Raw genomic sequence first — 16,895 nt, 5'->3', positions numbered from 1 at the left:
AAAGTGACAGATAGCAAAACGCCCCACTAGGGGGCGTTTTGAGTGGTTACCCACAGAGTAAGTTACGCCTCGGCTTTTTTGGTAGCCGCTTCGACCTTACGCGTGATGTACCACTGTTGGGCGATGGACAGGCAGTTGTTCACTACCCAGTACAGCACCAGACCAGCCGGGAACCACAGGAAGAAGAAGGTGAAGATGATAGGCATCAGCTTCATTACCTTGGCCTGCATCGGGTCCGGAGGAGTCGGGTTCAACTGCTGCTGGATAAACATGGTTGCACCCATGATGATCGGCAGAATGAAGAACGGATCCTTGATCGACAGGTCAGTAATCCACAGCATGAACGGCGCCTGGCGCATTTCAACGCTTTCAAGCAGAACCCAGTACAGCGAAAGGAATACCGGCATCTGCACGAGGATTGGCAAGCAACCACCCAGCGGATTGATCTTCTCTTTCTTGTACAGCTCCATCATGGCTTGCGACATTTTCTGCCGGTCATCGCCATGTTGCTCTTTCAGTGCCGCCAGTTTCGGGGCCACTGCACGCATACGAGCCATGGACTTGTAGCTGGCTGCCGACAACGGGAAGAAGATCCCTTTGATCAGCATGGTCAGGAAGATAATCGACCAGCCCCAGTTACCGACGATGGCGTGGATGTGTCCGAGCAGCCAGAAGATTGGCTGGGCAATGAACCACAGAATGCCGTAGTCGACGGTCAGTTCCAGACCTGGGGACAACTCTTTCAGCACGGCCTGGCTTTTCGGACCGGCGTACAGAATAGCGCTGGTTTCGGCTTTTGCACCCGGGGCAACGCTTATTGCCGGGCCGGTATAACCGATGATGTAGTTGCCTTTGCTGTCTTTGCGGGTCTGGACGACGTTGTTTTCGCCCTTCGCCGGAATCCATGCGGTCACGAAGTAGTGCTGCAACCAGGCAACCCAACCACCGCTGACGGTTTCCTTCAACTGCGCCTTGTCCATGTCCTTCATGGACACTTTCTTGTACGGCTCGTTACTTGTCCACAGGGCTGCGCCCAGGTAAGTGGCGGTACCGGTGGCGGTAGTTGAAGAAGGATCGCCGCTGGCGTCACGCTTCAGTTGCGCGAACATCGCACCAGACCAGGGCTGTGCGCTCTGGTTGTCGATCAGGTAGGAAACGGTTACGTCATACAGGCCACGTTTCAGAGTGAAACGTTTGATGTAGTTGACGCCGTCCTTGCTGAACTTCAGGTCCACGACCAATTGGTCCTGACCGTCAGCCAGTTGATAAATCTTCTTCTCCGAGGTGTACACCGGACGACCAGCCGGGCTTGCGTCCGGGCCGTTGGTGCCAATCAACCCGCTTTGCGCCAGGTAAGTCAGTTCACCGCCGTTATCAAACAGCTGGAACGGAATTTCCGGATGGTCCTGGCGACGTGGGTACAGCGGCAATTTCAGCTGGGCGACATCGCCACCTTGTGGATCGATAGCCAGGTCGAGCACATCCGTTTTGATCTGGATGAGGTCTTTGCTTGCAGCTACTGGCGTTTCAGCAGGAGCAGTGGCACTGGTATCGCTTGCGGCGCGTGGAATGTCGTCACTGACAGAAGCATTATTGCCAGTCGCCGTGTCCGGTAGGCCCGGTGCGGTAGTACTGGAAGCAACATTCTGAGTCGGCAGGGCAGCCTGGCCATAGTCCTGGTTCCATTTAAGAACCATAACGTAGGACACGATTGCCAGGGCGACGATCAGGATCGTGCGTTTGATATCCATGATTACTCGGCCATCGAAGAAGAACGGGAGGTAGGGATAGGTGGAACCGGGTCATAACCACCGGGATTCCACGGATGACAGCGACCTAAACGACGAAAGGTCAGCCAGCCACCGCGCAGAAGGCCATGATTTTCTATGGCTTCTAACGCGTAGCAGGAACAACTGGGGTAGAAACGACAGTGACTGGCCATCAGAGGACTAATGGCATAGCGATAAAACTGGATCGGAACGAGTGCCAGTTTACGCATCGGGACTGTCTACCCCTACAGTTTCGGTTTTGACTGCTGGTACCGGCGTGCTGCGTGCCAGTCGCTTCCAGAGTTTGCCGAAATGCTGAATCAATTCGGGGTTTTCTACGTCACCCAAACCTTTGCGCGCGACGATAACGATGTCCCAACCGGCCAGTGAATCCTGGTTCAGACGGAACGATTCGCGCATCAGACGTTTGAGGCGATTGCGCTCGACGGAGAGCTTTACGCTCTTTTTCCCGATAACCAGCCCGAGACGGGGGTGATCAAGATCGTTGTTGCGCGCAAGGAGCAGGAGATTTTTCCCCGGAACCTTGCCGGTAGGGGAGTCAAAGACTGCCTTGAAATGCCGGGGAGTAAGCAGACGCTTTTCCCGACTGAAGTCCTGACTCACCTCCAGTGCCGGCTTATCAAACTGCCAGACGCGCACGACCTTTGGCGCGACGACGCGACAGAACGGCACGGCCGTTCTTGGTAGCCATGCGAGCACGGAAGCCGTGGGTACGAGCGCGTTTGATAGTGCTTGGTTGGAAAGTACGTTTCATTGTCGTGTTACCTGGTTCGTCCACAACGGGCCGGAATGGCCCCCGTTTTAAGAGACCGGGGATTCTAGAGAAAGCAAGCCTCTAGGTCAATTTCCAACCAGCGTTTCCTTATAAATAGATCTCCAGTGGTTTTACTCGTCTTCCGCCTTGGCCAAATATAAAAATAAAGAAGGAAAGTATTTAAAGCTTTTCTGTAAAGCTTATAAAAGCTAGGGCACCGATCATCTGTGGATAACTACATTTAGGCCTTATATCCCGTGGTGTACAGAGAATGACAACTACGGTGGAAAACGGTGGTCAGCCTGTGCTGCGCTGTCGGATAAGCTGTGTGTGAAACGCGTGGTTATCCACAGGCAGGTTATCCACCGAGTTTCGCCCCCACTTGTACAACGACCTCAGGGTCGGTTATCCACAGACCTTATGCACAGACCATTGGTCGCCTTTTTTGCGTATAAATCGTTGATTCTTCTTGGTCGGTGACCCACCTACGTGTGGATAAGTCGGCGTCTGGTCGCTACAATGGCCGCTTGTTTTTGCCTCACCGGCTTTCAACTTAGGGGATATCCGTGTCAGTGGAACTTTGGCAGCAGTGCGTAGAGCTTTTGCGCGATGAGCTGCCTGCCCAACAATTCAACACTTGGATCCGTCCACTACAGGTCGAAGCCGAAGGCGACGAGTTGCGTGTCTACGCGCCAAATCGTTTTGTTCTCGACTGGGTTAACGAAAAGTACCTGGGTCGCGTCCTTGAACTGCTTGATGAGCACGGCAATGGCATGGCGCCTGCGCTGTCCTTATTAATAGGCAGCAAACGCAGTTCGGCGCCGCGTGCCGCTCCGAATGCGCCATTGGCTGCTGCCGCGTCCCAGGCACAGGCGGCGCAAGCACCTGTCAGTGCTCCGGCACCTGCCCCGACGGCTACGCCGACCAAGCGTTCGACACAGAAAGTTGCCGACGTCAGTGAAGAGCCATCGCGTGACAGTTTCGACCCGATGGCCGGTGCGAGTTCTCAACAGGCCCCGGTGCGTTCCGAGCAGCGCACTGTGCAGGTGGAAGGTGCGCTCAAGCACACCAGTTACCTGAATCGCACGTTCACCTTCGAAAACTTCGTGGAAGGCAAGTCCAACCAACTGGCCCGCGCAGCGGCCTGGCAGGTGGCAGACAATCCCAAGCACGGTTACAACCCGCTCTTCCTTTATGGCGGTGTTGGTTTGGGTAAAACCCACTTGATGCACGCTGTGGGTAACCATCTATTAAAGAAGAACCCGAATGCCAAGGTTGTGTACCTGCATTCGGAGCGTTTTGTGGCCGACATGGTCAAGGCGCTGCAACTGAATGCAATCAACGAGTTCAAGCGCTTCTACCGTTCGGTGGATGCGTTGCTGATCGATGACATCCAGTTCTTTGCCCGCAAGGAACGCTCCCAGGAAGAGTTTTTCCACACCTTCAACGCCCTGCTCGAAGGTGGCCAGCAGGTCATTCTCACCAGTGACCGCTACCCTAAAGAGATCGAAGGCCTTGAAGAACGCCTGAAATCCCGCTTTGGCTGGGGGCTGACGGTTGCCGTCGAACCGCCGGAGCTGGAAACCCGTGTAGCGATCCTGATGAAAAAGGCCGACCAGGCCAAAGTCGATCTGCCCCACGATGCGGCGTTCTTTATTGCCCAGCGTATTCGTTCCAACGTCCGTGAGCTGGAAGGCGCGCTCAAGCGCGTGATCGCCCACTCGCACTTCATGGGCCGCGATATCACCATCGAGCTGATTCGCGAATCCTTGAAAGACCTGTTGGCGTTGCAGGACAAACTGGTCTCTGTGGATAACATTCAGCGCACTGTCGCCGAGTATTACAAGATCAAGATTTCCGACCTGCTGTCCAAGCGTCGTTCGCGCTCGGTCGCTCGTCCGCGTCAGGTTGCCATGGCGTTGTCCAAAGAGTTGACTAACCACAGCCTGCCGGAAATCGGCGATGTGTTTGGCGGCCGCGACCATACGACCGTTTTGCACGCCTGCCGCAAGATCAACGAACTTAAGGAATCCGACGCGGACATCCGCGAGGACTACAAGAACCTGCTGCGTACACTGACCACTTGATGCATACCAGCGCAGCTTATTAAGGCAAGGGACTAGACCATGCATTTCACCATTCAACGCGAAGCCCTGTTGAAACCCCTGCAACTGGTCGCAGGCGTCGTCGAGCGCCGACAGACCTTGCCGGTGCTCTCCAACGTGCTGCTGGTTGTCGAAGGCCAGCAACTGTCGCTGACCGGTACCGACCTGGAAGTCGAGCTGGTCGGTCGTGTGCAACTCGAAGAACCGGCGGACCCGGGTTCCATCACTGTGCCTGCGCGCAAGTTGATGGATATCTGCAAAAGCCTGCCGAACGACGCGCTGATCGACATCAAGGTCGACGAGCAGAAGCTGGTGGTGAAGGCTGGCCGTAGCCGCTTCACCCTGTCGACGCTGCCGGCCAACGATTTCCCGACTGTAGAAGAAGGCCCGGGTTCGCTGACCTGCAGCCTGGAGCAAAGCAAGCTGCGTCGTTTGATCGAACGCACCAGCTTCGCCATGGCCCAGCAGGACGTGCGTTATTACCTCAATGGCATGCTGCTGGAAGTCTCGGCCGGTATCATCCGCGCCGTGGCCACCGACGGTCACCGTCTGGCCATGTGCTCGATGCAGGCCGACATCGGTCAACCGGATCGCCACCAGGTCATCGTGCCGCGCAAGGGTATCCTTGAGCTGGCGCGCCTGCTGACCGAGCCGGACGGCATCGTCAGCATCGTCCTGGGTCAGCACCACATCCGCGCTACCACGGGCGAGTTCACCTTCACCTCGAAACTGGTTGACGGTAAATTCCCGGACTACGAGCGCGTTCTGCCGAAGGGCGGTGACAAGCTGGTACTCGGTGATCGCCAGGCGTTGCGTGAAGCGTTCAGCCGTACAGCGATCCTGTCGAACGAGAAGTACCGTGGCATCCGTCTGCAACTGGCCAATGGTCAACTGAAGATCCAGGCCAACAACCCTGAGCAGGAGGAAGCGGAAGAGGAAGTCGGCGTTGAATACAACGGCGGCAATCTGGAGATCGGCTTCAACGTGAGCTACTTGCTCGACGTTTTGGGCGTGATGACCACCGAGCAGGTCCGTCTGATCCTGTCCGACTCCAACAGCAGTGCGCTGGTGCAAGAGTCCGACAACGACGACTCGGCCTACGTCGTCATGCCGATGCGTCTGTAATCATGCTCAGCAGAAGCTAGATGTCCTTAAGTCGCGTCTCGGTCACCGCGGTGCGCAATCTGCACCCGGTGACCCTCTCCCCCTCCTCCCGAATCAACATTCTTTACGGCGCCAACGGCAGCGGCAAAACCAGTGTTCTGGAAGCCATTCACCTGCTGGGGCTTGCCCGCTCGTTTCGTAGCACCCGCCTGCTGCCGGTCATTCAGTACGAGCAAGTGGCGTGCACGGTGTTTGGCCAAGTCGAATTGGCTGAGGGCGGGCATAGCGCATTGGGGATATCTCGGGATCGCCAAGGTGAGTTCCAGATTCGCATTGACGGTCAAAATGCCCGTAGCGCCGCGCAACTGGCTGAAATCCTGCCTCTGCAACTCATCAACCCTGACAGTTTCCGCTTACTGGAAGGTGCACCGAAGATACGTCGACAGTTTCTCGACTGGGGCGTGTTCCACGTGGAACCGCGATTCATGTCCACTTGGCAACGCTTGCAGAAGGCCCTGCGCCAGAGAAACTCTTGGCTGCGGCATGGTACACTTGACGCCGTTTCGCAAGCGGTTTGGGACAGGGAACTGTGCCAGGCCAGTGCTGAAATCGATGAATACCGCCGTGCTTACATCAAAGCCTTGAAACCAGTCTTTGAACAGACCTTGAGCGAACTGGTTGAGCTTGAGGGTTTGACGCTGAGCTATTACCGAGGCTGGGACAAGGACCGCGAATTGAGCGCTGTACTCGCTGGGTCCGTTCAGCGGGATCAGCAAATGGGTCATACCCAGGCCGGACCACAACGCGCAGATTTGCGCCTCAGATTGGGCGCACATAATGCCGCGGACATCTTGTCTCGCGGTCAGCAGAAGCTGGTGGTCTGTGCATTGCGGATTGCTCAAGGGCACCTGGTCAGCCAGGCCCGACGCGGGCAGTGTATTTATCTGGTGGATGACCTGCCGTCCGAACTGGACGAGCACCACCGTCGCGCGCTTTGCCGCTTGCTGGAAGACTTACGCTGCCAGGTGTTCATCACCTGTGTAGATCACGAATTATTGAGGGAAGGCTGGCAGACGGAAACGCCAGTCGCTCTGTTCCACGTGGAACAGGGCCGTATCACCCAGACCCACGACCATCGGGAGTGAAGGCATTGAGCGAAGAAAATACGTACGACTCAACGAGCATTAAAGTGCTGAAAGGCCTGGATGCCGTACGCAAACGTCCCGGTATGTACATTGGTGACACCGACGATGGCAGCGGTCTGCACCACATGGTGTTCGAGGTGGTCGATAACTCGATCGACGAAGCTTTGGCCGGCCACTGCGACGACATCAGCATCATCATTCACCCGGATGAGTCCATCACCGTTCGTGACAACGGCCGTGGCATCCCGGTAGACGTGCACAAAGAAGAAGGTGTTTCGGCTGCAGAGGTCATCATGACCGTGTTGCACGCCGGCGGTAAGTTCGACGACAACTCCTACAAAGTATCCGGCGGTCTGCACGGTGTAGGTGTGTCGGTTGTTAACGCACTGTCCAAAGAACTGATCCTGACCGTTCGCCGCAGCGGCAAGATCTGGGAACAGACTTACGTCCACGGTGTTCCGCAAGAGCCGATGAAAATCGTTGGCGAGAGCGAAACCACGGGTACCCAGATTCACTTCAAGCCTTCGGCTGAAACCTTCAAGAACATCCACTTCAGCTGGGACATCCTGGCCAAGCGGATTCGTGAACTGTCCTTCCTCAACTCCGGTGTCGGCATCGTCCTCAAGGATGAGCGCAGCGGCAAGGAAGAGCTGTTCAAGTACGAAGGTGGCCTGCGTGCGTTCGTTGAATACCTGAACACCAACAAGACTCCGGTCAACCAGGTGTTCCACTTCAACATCCAGCGTGAAGACGGCATCGGCGTGGAAATCGCCCTGCAGTGGAACGACAGCTTCAACGAGAACCTGTTGTGCTTCACCAACAACATTCCACAGCGCGATGGCGGTACTCACCTGGTGGGTTTCCGCTCCGCACTGACGCGTAACCTGAACACCTACATCGAAGCTGAAGGTCTGGCGAAGAAGCACAAAGTCGCGACCACCGGTGACGATGCCCGTGAAGGCCTGACCGCGATCATCTCGGTAAAAGTACCGGATCCGAAGTTCAGCTCCCAGACCAAAGACAAGCTGGTTTCTTCCGAAGTGAAGACAGCGGTCGAACAGGAAATGGGCAAGTACTTCTCCGACTTCCTGCTGGAAAACCCGAACGAAGCCAAACTGGTCGTCGGCAAGATGATCGACGCGGCACGTGCGCGTGAAGCGGCGCGTAAAGCCCGTGAAATGACCCGTCGTAAAGGCGCGCTGGATATCGCCGGCCTGCCGGGCAAACTGGCTGACTGCCAGGAAAAAGACCCTGCCCTGTCCGAACTGTATCTCGTGGAAGGTGACTCTGCTGGCGGCTCCGCCAAGCAGGGACGTAACCGCCGCACCCAGGCCATCCTGCCGCTGAAGGGCAAGATCCTCAACGTCGAGAAGGCGCGTTTCGACAAGATGATCTCTTCGCAAGAAGTAGGCACCTTGATCACCGCGCTGGGCTGTGGCATTGGCCGCGACGAGTACAACATCGACAAGCTGCGTTATCACAACATCATCATCATGACCGATGCTGACGTCGACGGTTCGCACATCCGTACCCTGCTGCTGACCTTCTTCTTCCGTCAGTTGCCGGAGCTGATCGAGCGTGGCTACATCTATATCGCTCAGCCACCGCTGTACAAGGTCAAGAAAGGCAAGCAAGAGCAATACATCAAAGACGACGACGCCATGGAAGAGTACATGACGCAGTCGGCCCTGGAAGACGCGAGCCTGCACCTGAACGAAGAAGCCCCAGGGATCTCCGGTGAAGCGCTCGAGCGCCTGGTGAATGACTTCCGTCTGGTGATGAAGACCCTCAAGCGTCTGTCGCGCCTGTACCCACAGGAGCTGACCGAGCACTTCATTTACCTGCCAGCGGTGAGCATGGAGCAGCTGTCCGATCACGCTGCGATGCAGGATTGGCTGGCCAAGTACGAAGTTCGCCTGCGCACCGTCGAGAAGTCTGGCCTGGTCTATAAAGCCAGCCTGCGTGAAGACCGTGAACGTAACGTCTGGCTGCCAGAGGTCGAACTGATCTCCCACGGTCTGTCGAACTACGTCACGTTCAACCGCGACTTCTTCGGCAGCAATGATTACAAGACCGTTGTCTCTTTGGGCGCTCAGCTGAGCAGCTTGCTGGACGAAGGCGCGTACATCCAACGTGGTGAGCGCAAGAAGCCGGTTACCGAGTTCAAGGAAGCTCTTGAATGGCTGATGACTGAAAGTACCAAGCGTCACACCATCCAGCGATACAAAGGTCTGGGTGAGATGAACCCGGATCAGCTGTGGGAAACCACCATGGACCCGAGCCAGCGCCGGATGCTCAAAGTGACCATCGAAGACGCCATTGGCGCGGACCAGATCTTCAACACCCTGATGGGTGATGCGGTCGAACCTCGTCGTGACTTCATCGAAAGCAACGCCTTGGCGGTGTCCAACCTGGACTTCTGATCCAGCGGACTTGCCAGACAAAAAGGCCAGCGCATTGCGCTGGCCTTTTTTATTTCCTTGAATACTTTGTTCGCTTATTCACAGGAACTTAATCGTATAGAACGCGGGCTTTATGCCTCGGCACCTCACAGAAAAATCCTACATACGACATCCCTGGTGCTCTTTATCCTACAGCCTTCTCGTCAAGTGCATGACTGGCGGGGAGCTATCATTTTTGGGATATCGAACAGGGAATGCTGTTATGCCAACACCCGCGTATTTAGTTATAAATGGAAACCGGCAAGGAATGATTACTGCCGGAACATTTACTCCGGAGTCGGTTGGTAATGTCTACCAGGAGGGTCACGAAAACCAAATCCTGGTCCAGGCATTCAGTCACCAAATAATTATTCCGAGAGATCCCCAATCGGGTCAGCCAACGGGCCAGCGCGTGCATAAACCGCTGATGATCTCAAAAGTATTTGATAAATCGTCACCGTTGATCTTAACCGCGTTAACGAGCGGAGAAGTATTGGATAACTGCCATATCGCTTGGTATCGGACCTCGGCGGCCGGAAAACAAGAACATTACTTCAGCATAGAGCTGGAAGACGCAGTGATCGTAGATGTGCAGACAAGAATGCCAAGCTGCCAGGATCCGGCCATGGCCCACTTTACACATCTGGAGGACGTGTACTTCACCTACCGAAAAATAACCTGGACTCACGAAGTCTGCGGTACTTCCGGTTCAGATGACTGGCGTGCTCCGCTTATCAGCTAGGACTCCCGACCCAAATCGCAGGCATAAAAAAACCGGCTATATCAGCCGGTTTTTTTACGTCCGAAAAAAACTTATGCACCTTTTCCGACATTTTATGAGCTTAAGAAATATGTATATAAATCATAATCTTACGAATATATCACGTCGTTTTTGAGCAAAACGGTACACAGGTTATCCACAGAATCTCAGACAGCCACCTGATCATTTGCAACCGGAGCTTGCGGAGCAGGCGGAAGCGAGCCCATATCACGCTGCATCTGCTCATTCCAGGCCTGAACACGATCGTTTAGATCGGCAATGGCTCGCGGCCCGCTTCCTTCGGCATACATCGGCTCGCCGATGATCACAGTGATGACACCCTGCTTCTTCGCCCAACCGGTTTTCGGCCAGAACTTGCCGGCATTGTGAGCAATCGGCAGCACCGGAAGCGCGGCGTTGACCGCTAACGCGGTACCACCCCGAGAGAACTTGCCAATGGTGCCGTAAGGCACTCGCGTTCCTTCAGGGAAGATCAGCACCCAGACGCCATCTTTCAGCAGTTCATCGCCCTTCTTCGCCACATGCTTGAGCGCCGCTTTTGGGTTGTCGCGGTCGATGGCGATCGGTCGCAACATGGCCATGGCCCAGCCAAAGAACGGCACAAACAGCAATGAGCGTTTCAGTACCTGGCTCAACGGCTCGAAGTAGGCCGAGAGGAAGAACGTCTCCCAAGTGCTCTGGTGGTTCGATTGAATCACGCAGGGCTGGTCAGGTACGTTGTCGGCGCCCTTCACTTCGTAGCTGATGCCCAGAAAGACTTTGCTCAGCCACAAGGCGCAGCGGCACCAATACACATTGATAAATCGATAGCGCGCCTTGAACGGCAGAAAAGGCGCGATAAAAAAGCTCAGGCTGCACCAGAGCAACGAGCTGGTGCCCAGCAGCAGGTAAAAGAGGAAGGTTCTGATGGCCTGCAGTATCGACATGGCGACGTTTACCGTGCGGGCTCTGCCCGTCTATATAAAGCGCACTCCCGATCAATCCTTGGTCAGGAAATTCGAAAGCACTCTAATTGTGGATAAGTTCTGCGGCAATCGCCGCGAGATCGTCAAATATCAAGGTGCCTACCGGTAGGGACTTGCCCAACGTCTTTGCGCCTTTCCCGGTCTTTACCAAAACTGGCTGAGAATCGACGGCTTTGGCGGCTTCCAGGTCACCAAGACTGTCGCCGACGAACCATAGATCAGTCAGCGATACGTTGTAATGCGCGGCGATGGTTTTCAGCATCCCGGGTTTTGGCTTGCGACAAACACAGCCTTCGTCCGGCCCGTGCGGGCAATAGACGATCAGCCCGACCTCACCGCCCTGCTCCGCCACCAACGAACGCAAGCGCTCGTGCATGGCGTCCAGGGTGGCGATGTCGTAATAGCCGCGAGCGATGCCCGACTGGTTGGTAGCGACCGCTACCGTCCAGCCAGCCTTGCTCAACTGCGCGATGGCTTCGATCGAACCGGGGAGCGGTATCCACTCCTCCACCGACTTGATGTAAGCGTCGGAGTCGTAATTGATCACCCCGTCCCGATCGAGAATCAGCAGTTTCAAACAGTCTTACCCCAGCAGCGAAATGTCGGCGACGCCGAGGAACAACCCACGCAAACGCGACAGCAGTGCATAGCGGTTGGCGCGCACGTTGGCATCATCCGCGTTGACCATCACGGCTTCGAAGAAGGCATCCACCGGCTCGCGCAAGGCCGCCAGGCGCGCCAGAGATTCGCTGTACTGACGCGCAGCAGCCATTGGCTGAACAGCCTGGTCCGCCTGCTGAATCGCCGAGTACAGGGAAAACTCGTTGGCATTGTCGAAATACTTGGCTTCAACGACCGATGGAACAGAGCCTTCAACCTTGCTCAGCAAGTTCGAAACGCGCTTGTTCACTGCGGCGAGGGCAGCAGCTTCCGGCAATTTACGGAACGCTTCCACCGCTTGTACACGCTGATCAAAGTCCAGCGCCGAACCCGGCTTCAATGCCCGTACCGACAGATAAGTCCCGACATCAACGCCTTCGTCTTCGTAGCGAGCACGCAGTCGGTCGAATACGAATTCGAGTACCGAGTCGGCCAGGCCAGCCGCCTTGACCTTGGCACCGAACGCATTCACAGCGAACGCCACGGCGTCATTCAGATCAAGGTCGAGCTTCTTGTCGATCAGGATGCGCAACACGCCGAGTGCAGCACGACGCAGGGCATACGGGTCTTTGCTACCGGTCGGCAGCATGCCGATACCGAAGATGCCAACCAGTGTGTCGAGTTTGTCGGCGATGGCCACGGCCGCACCGGTCAGGGTGGTCGGCAGCTCTGCGCCGGCACCGCGCGGCATATATTGCTCGTTCAGTGCCAGAGCGACTTCTTCCGGCTCGCCATCGTTGAGGGCGTAGTAGTAACCGGCGACGCCTTGCATCTCCGGGAACTCACCGACCATCTCGGTTGCCAGGTCGCACTTGGACAGCAGGCCGGCACGGGAAGCCCATGCCGCGTTGCCGCCGATGCGTTGTGCGATGAATGCAGCCAGTTTGGAAACGCGCTCGGCCTTGTCGTAGACGCTGCCGAGTTTTTCCTGGAACACCACGTTCTGCAGACGCAGGTTGAAATCTTCGAGTTTCTGCTTCTTGTCCTGCTTGAAGAAGAACTCGGCGTCGGTGAGGCGTGGGCGAACCACTTTCTCGTTACCGGCGATGATTTGCTGCGGGTCTTTGCTTTCGATGTTGGCCACGGTAATGAAACGTGGCAGCAACTTGCCGTCGGCGTCCAGCAGGCAGAAATACTTCTGGTTGTCCTGCATGGTAGTGATCAGCGCTTCTTGCGGCACGTCGAGGAAACGCTCCTCGAACGAGCACACCAGCGGCACTGGCCATTCAACCAGAGCGGTCACTTCGTCGAGCAGGGCTGGCGGAACGATTGCCGTGCCTTCCTGCATCGTCGCCAGCTCTTCGGTGCGCTTGCTGATGATCGCGCGACGCTCGTTGGAGTCGGCCAGCACGTAAGTGGCACGCAGATCGCTCAGGTAGTTGGCGGGCGAAGTGATACGCACGCTTTCCGGGTGATGGAAGCGGTGACCACGAGAATCGCGACCGGCCTTCTGAGCGAGGATCGTGCAATCGATGACCTGGTCACCGAGCAGCATCACCAGCCATTGGGTCGGACGAACGAACTCTTCCTTGCGAGCGCCCCAGCGCATGCGCTTCGGGATCGGCAGGTCGTTCAGAGAGTCTTCGACGATGGTCGGCAGCAGGCTTGCCGTCGGCTTGCCGGCGATGCTCTGGCTGTAACGCAGCTTCGGGCCGCTCTGATCGATTTCGCTCAGCTCTACACCGCACTTCTTGGCGAAGCCCAACGCCGCTTGCGTCGGGTTGCCGTCTGCATCGAACGCGGCCTGACGTGGCGGGCCATCGAGGTTGATGCTGCGATCCGGTTGCTGGGTGGACAGCGAGGTGATCAGCACTGCCAGACGACGTGGCGCGGCATAGACGGTTTTGGTCTCGTAGTTCAGGCCAGCGGCTTGCAGGCCCTTGTCGATACCGGCCAGGAAGGCCTCGGCCAAGGTGTTCAGGGCTTTGGGTGGCAGTTCTTCGGTGCCCAGTTCAACCAGAAAATCTTGAGCACTCATTGTGCAGCCTCCAGCTTGGCCAGTACTTCATCACGCAGGTCCGGGGTCGCCATCGGGAAGCCCAGCTTGGCGCGAGCCAGCAGGTAGGCTTGCGCAACGGAACGCGCCAAGGTGCGCACACGCAGAATGTATTGCTGACGCGCAGTCACCGAGATCGCCCGGCGCGCATCCAGCAGGTTGAAGGTGTGGGAGGCCTTCAACACCATTTCGTAGCTCGGCAACGGCAGCGGCTGGTCGAGTTCGATCAGGCGCTTGGCTTCGCTTTCGTAGAAGTCGAACAGTTCGAACAGCTTCTCGACGTTGGCGTGTTCGAAGTTGTAGGTCGATTGCTCCACTTCGTTCTGGTGGAACACGTCGCCGTAGGTCACCTTGCCGAACGGACCATCAGCCCAGACCAGGTCGTAGACCGAGTCCACGCCCTGCAGGTACATGGCCAGACGCTCGAGACCGTAGGTGATCTCGCCGGTTACCGGGTAGCACTCGATGCCGCCCGCTTGCTGGAAGTAAGTGAACTGTGTCACTTCCATGCCGTTCAGCCAGACTTCCCAGCCCAGACCCCAGGCGCCGAGCGTCGGCGATTCCCAGTTGTCTTCGACGAAGCGAATGTCGTGGACCAGCGGGTCCAGGCCGACATGCTTGAGGGAGCCCAGGTACAGTTCCTGGAAGTTGTCCGGGTTCGGCTTCAGGACTACCTGGAACTGGTAGTAGTGCTGCAGGCGGTTCGGGTTTTCGCCGTAGCGGCCGTCAGTTGGGCGACGACTGGGCTGCACATAAGCGGCGTTCCAGGTTTCCGGGCCGATGGCGCGCAGAAACGTGGCAGTGTGGAAAGTCCCGGCGCCTACTTCCATATCGTAGGGCTGAAGTACCACGCAACCTTGCTCGGCCCAGTATTGCTGGAGGGCGAGGATCAAGTCTTGGAAGGTACGCACGGCTGGCGTAGGCTGGCTCACGAAATTCACCTGTTTCTTGGGCTGCGATTTAAAGAGCGGGAGTATACCCGATTCATTGCTGCGCACGCCCCCTGGAGCCTTATGCCACGCTGCTTTTGGTGTTCCGAAGATCCGCTGTACATGGCTTATCACGACCAGGAGTGGGGCACGCCGCTACGCGATGCGCAGGGATTGTTCGAGTTGCTTTTGCTCGAAGGGTTCCAGGCCGGCCTCTCCTGGATCACCGTGTTGCGTAAACGTGAGCGATACCGCGAGGTGCTGTTCGGCTTCGACGTACAGCGCGTGGCGCAGATGAGCGACGCTGAAATCGATGAATTGATGCTCGATCCCGGCATTATTCGCAATCGCCTCAAACTCAATGCGGCCAGGCGCAATGCCCAGGCCTGGCTGGCGCTGGAGGACCCGGTGGCGTTTCTCTGGTCCTTCGTGGGTGGCCAACCGGTGATCAATCATTTCAAGGATCGCACCGAAGTGCCGGCGGTCACGCCGGTCGCTGTGGAGATGAGCAAAGGCCTGAAAAAAGCCGGCTTTACCTTCGTTGGCCCGACCATTTGCTACGCGTTGATGCAGGCCTCGGGCATGGTCATGGACCACACCCGGGATTGCGATCGCTACGCGACCTTGTCGATCGGCGGTTAGAATAGCCGCCTCGCGCACAGCACAAGATCAGGAGTGACCTGTGGATAAGTTGAAAGGCGCCTTGCTGGTAGGCGCTCTGCGGCTGTTTGCCTTGCTTCCTTGGCGAGCAGTGCAGGCGGTTGGCTCGGCCATCGGCTGGGTGATGTGGAAAACCCCTAACCGTTCCCGCGACGTGGTGCGGATCAATCTGGCCAAGTGCTTTCCCGAGATGGACCCTGTCGAGCGCGAGCGTCTGGTCGGCCAGAGCCTGAAAGACATCGGCAAGTCGCTGACCGAAAGTGCGTGCGCGTGGATCTGGCCGGCGCAGCGCTCCATTGACCTGGTGCGGGAAGTCGAAGGGCTCGACGTCTTGAAAGACGCCCTCGCCTCTGGCAAAGGTGTCGTAGGCATCACCAGCCACTTGGGCAACTGGGAAGTGTTGAACCACTTCTATTGCAGTCAGTGCAAACCGATCATTTTTTATCGTCCGCCGAAGTTGAAGGCGGTGGATGAATTGCTGCGCAAGCAGCGGGTGCAACTGGGTAACAAGGTTGCAGCTTCCACCAAGGAAGGCATTCTCAGTGTCATCAAGGAAGTGCGCAAAGGTGGTGCAGTGGGCATCCCCGCTGACCCTGAACCGTCCGAATCCGCCGGGATCTTCGTGCCGTTCTTCGCCACCCAGGCCCTGACCAGCAAGTTTGTACCGAACATGCTCGCTGGCGGCAAAGCCGTCGGCGTATTCCTGCACGCCCTGCGCCTGCCGGACGGCTCAGGCTACAAAGTGATCCTCGAAGCCGCGCCAGAGGCCATGTACAGCACTGATACCGAAACGTCCTGCGCGGCCATGAGCAAGGTGGTCGAACGCTACGTGCGGGCTTATCCGAGCCAGTACATGTGGAGCATGAAACGCTTCAAGAAGCGTCCACCGGGTGAAGAACGCTGGTACTGAGTGGATTGGCACGATCTGTGGATAACCTCGCAATCAGGGTTATCCACAACTGTTCAGAAAAGGGCGCAGAAGATGTCCGAACACAGAAAATCATTTCGTATCAAAATCAGCCATGAAAGCTTTGGCGAATGCCTGGGCCAAACCCGCAACCTCTCGACCACGGGCGTCTACGTCAAGCATCCGGGCTTGTCTGCGTTGCCTAAAGGCGCCGTGGTGTATGGTCAGGTCCAGGATTTACCCACAGGGGCGCCGCGGGTGCGCATGGAAGTGGTGTTGGTGGACGCCGACGGTATTGGCCTGCGCTATCTCTAATCAGGGCGCCTGACGCTCCAGCTTCTTCAGAAACACCGTCATCTCCTTTTCCGCCTGCTTGTCGCCGTGAGCACGAGCAGCTTCCAGACCCTGCTCCCACGCCTGGCGTGCGGCCGGATAGTCGGCCAACGCCAAATGCGCCTTGCCCAACAGTTTCCACGCCGCTGAATACTTCGGATCGAATTCGACGCAACGCTGAAAATGTTCGGCGGCCTTGGCGTTTTCCCCAAGATCCAGGTAGCCCTTGCCCAGGCCGAAGCGCAGCAATGAGTTATCCACACCCTTGGCGAGCATTTTTTCCAGGGATTCAATCATGGGGGACACCTTGGGTTATTGGGTGAAG

17 protein-coding genes are annotated in these 16,895 nt (G+C 56.9%); 8 read left to right on the top strand and 9 right to left on the bottom strand.

The features are described 5' to 3' along the window. Positions 1 to 62 precede the first annotated feature (62 nt). From yidC to rpmH, 4 genes are read right to left on the bottom strand one after another with little or no spacing between them, the layout of a single operon-like run. Complete coding sequence (gene yidC / locus ACM6IQ_RS27370; RefSeq protein ID WP_414880302.1) at positions 63 to 1,751, bottom strand: membrane protein insertase YidC; 1,689 nt, start codon at positions 1,749 to 1,751, stop codon at positions 63 to 65. A gap of 2 nt (positions 1,752 to 1,753) precedes the next feature. Beyond that, on the bottom strand, positions 1,754 to 1,999 hold the full coding sequence (gene yidD / locus ACM6IQ_RS27365) for a membrane protein insertion efficiency factor YidD (protein ID WP_010207715.1): 246 nt from the start codon (positions 1,997 to 1,999) through the stop codon (positions 1,754 to 1,756). Beyond that, positions 1,992 to 2,393, bottom strand: coding sequence for a ribonuclease P protein component (rnpA, locus tag ACM6IQ_RS27360; RefSeq protein ID WP_031319201.1), 402 nt, complete (start codon positions 2,391 to 2,393; stop codon positions 1,992 to 1,994). Before rnpA ends, yidD begins: the two co-directional genes overlap by 8 nt. 16 nt (positions 2,394 to 2,409) lie before the next feature. Then, the gene (rpmH, locus tag ACM6IQ_RS27355) at positions 2,410 to 2,544 is read right to left on the bottom strand and encodes a 50S ribosomal protein L34 (RefSeq protein ID WP_003213577.1); all 135 of its coding nucleotides are present in this window, start codon (positions 2,542 to 2,544) and stop codon (positions 2,410 to 2,412) included. 566 nt (positions 2,545 to 3,110) lie between these two features. Here rpmH and dnaA point away from each other — a divergent pair. From dnaA to ACM6IQ_RS27330, 5 genes are all read left to right on the top strand, one after another. Beyond that, entirely contained in the window at positions 3,111 to 4,631 is a 1,521-nt protein-coding gene (gene dnaA / locus ACM6IQ_RS27350) for a chromosomal replication initiator protein DnaA (protein ID WP_017341708.1), read from the top strand. Between the two features lie 39 nt (positions 4,632 to 4,670). Beyond that, a complete protein-coding gene (gene dnaN, locus ACM6IQ_RS27345) occupies positions 4,671 to 5,774 on the top strand; it encodes a DNA polymerase III subunit beta (protein ID WP_017341709.1) in 1,104 nt (367 codons plus the stop codon). 20 nt (positions 5,775 to 5,794) lie between these two features. After that, positions 5,795 to 6,898: a DNA replication/repair protein RecF gene (recF, locus tag ACM6IQ_RS27340; RefSeq protein WP_414880301.1), complete on the top strand. Its 1,104-nt coding sequence runs from the start codon at positions 5,795 to 5,797 to the stop codon at positions 6,896 to 6,898. A 5-nt stretch (positions 6,899 to 6,903) separates the two neighbouring features. Beyond that, on the top strand, positions 6,904 to 9,321 hold the full coding sequence (gene gyrB / locus ACM6IQ_RS27335; RefSeq protein WP_031319202.1) for a DNA topoisomerase (ATP-hydrolyzing) subunit B: 2,418 nt from the start codon (positions 6,904 to 6,906) through the stop codon (positions 9,319 to 9,321). 241 nt (positions 9,322 to 9,562) lie between these two features. Then, on the top strand, positions 9,563 to 10,081 hold the full coding sequence (locus tag ACM6IQ_RS27330) for an Hcp family type VI secretion system effector (RefSeq protein ID WP_017341712.1): 519 nt from the start codon (positions 9,563 to 9,565) through the stop codon (positions 10,079 to 10,081). A gap of 185 nt (positions 10,082 to 10,266) precedes the next feature. Here ACM6IQ_RS27330 and ACM6IQ_RS27325 read toward each other — a convergent pair whose 3' ends face one another. The 4 genes from ACM6IQ_RS27325 to glyQ all read right to left on the bottom strand — a co-directional run bounded on the left by ACM6IQ_RS27325 (position 10,267) and on the right by glyQ (position 14,673). Further along, positions 10,267 to 11,046, bottom strand: coding sequence for a lysophospholipid acyltransferase family protein (locus ACM6IQ_RS27325; protein ID WP_414880300.1), 780 nt, complete (start codon positions 11,044 to 11,046; stop codon positions 10,267 to 10,269). A gap of 82 nt (positions 11,047 to 11,128) precedes the next feature. Next, positions 11,129 to 11,662 carry a D-glycero-beta-D-manno-heptose 1,7-bisphosphate 7-phosphatase gene (gene gmhB / locus ACM6IQ_RS27320; protein ID WP_414880299.1) on the bottom strand — a complete coding sequence of 178 codons (534 nt, stop codon included), beginning with the start codon at positions 11,660 to 11,662 and terminating at the stop codon, positions 11,129 to 11,131. 6 nt (positions 11,663 to 11,668) lie between these two features. Next, the gene (gene glyS / locus ACM6IQ_RS27315) at positions 11,669 to 13,723 is read right to left on the bottom strand and encodes a glycine--tRNA ligase subunit beta (protein WP_414880298.1); all 2,055 of its coding nucleotides are present in this window, start codon (positions 13,721 to 13,723) and stop codon (positions 11,669 to 11,671) included. Beyond that, the gene (glyQ, locus tag ACM6IQ_RS27310; protein WP_003213601.1) at positions 13,720 to 14,673 is read right to left on the bottom strand and encodes a glycine--tRNA ligase subunit alpha; all 954 of its coding nucleotides are present in this window, start codon (positions 14,671 to 14,673) and stop codon (positions 13,720 to 13,722) included. Before glyQ ends, glyS begins: the two co-directional genes overlap by 4 nt. 81 nt (positions 14,674 to 14,754) lie before the next feature. Between glyQ and tag the strand changes: the two genes are divergently transcribed. From tag to ACM6IQ_RS27295, 3 genes are all read left to right on the top strand, one after another. Further along, positions 14,755 to 15,312, top strand: coding sequence for a DNA-3-methyladenine glycosylase I (tag, locus tag ACM6IQ_RS27305; RefSeq protein WP_017341717.1), 558 nt, complete (start codon positions 14,755 to 14,757; stop codon positions 15,310 to 15,312). Positions 15,313 to 15,352: 40 nt separating this feature from the next. Then, positions 15,353 to 16,240 (top strand): lysophospholipid acyltransferase, encoded by an 888-nt coding sequence (locus ACM6IQ_RS27300; RefSeq protein ID WP_414880297.1) that lies wholly within the window; start codon positions 15,353 to 15,355, stop codon positions 16,238 to 16,240. 72 nt (positions 16,241 to 16,312) lie between these two features. Then, entirely contained in the window at positions 16,313 to 16,552 is a 240-nt protein-coding gene (locus ACM6IQ_RS27295; protein ID WP_008027574.1) for a PilZ domain-containing protein, read from the top strand. Here ACM6IQ_RS27295 and ACM6IQ_RS27290 read toward each other — a convergent pair whose 3' ends face one another. Continuing rightward, a complete protein-coding gene (locus ACM6IQ_RS27290) occupies positions 16,553 to 16,867 on the bottom strand; it encodes a tetratricopeptide repeat protein (RefSeq protein WP_414880296.1) in 315 nt (104 codons plus the stop codon). It abuts the gene before it with no gap. Positions 16,868 to 16,895 lie beyond the last annotated feature (28 nt).

Origin of the sequence: Pseudomonas sp. IT-P100, assembly GCF_949767185.1 — a bacterium.
In the GTDB taxonomy this organism is placed as follows: domain Bacteria; phylum Pseudomonadota; class Gammaproteobacteria; order Pseudomonadales; family Pseudomonadaceae; genus Aquipseudomonas; species Aquipseudomonas fluorescens_B.
The sequence above is the reverse complement of the archived record's forward strand: the minus strand, read 5'-3'. Positions and strand labels throughout refer to the sequence as shown.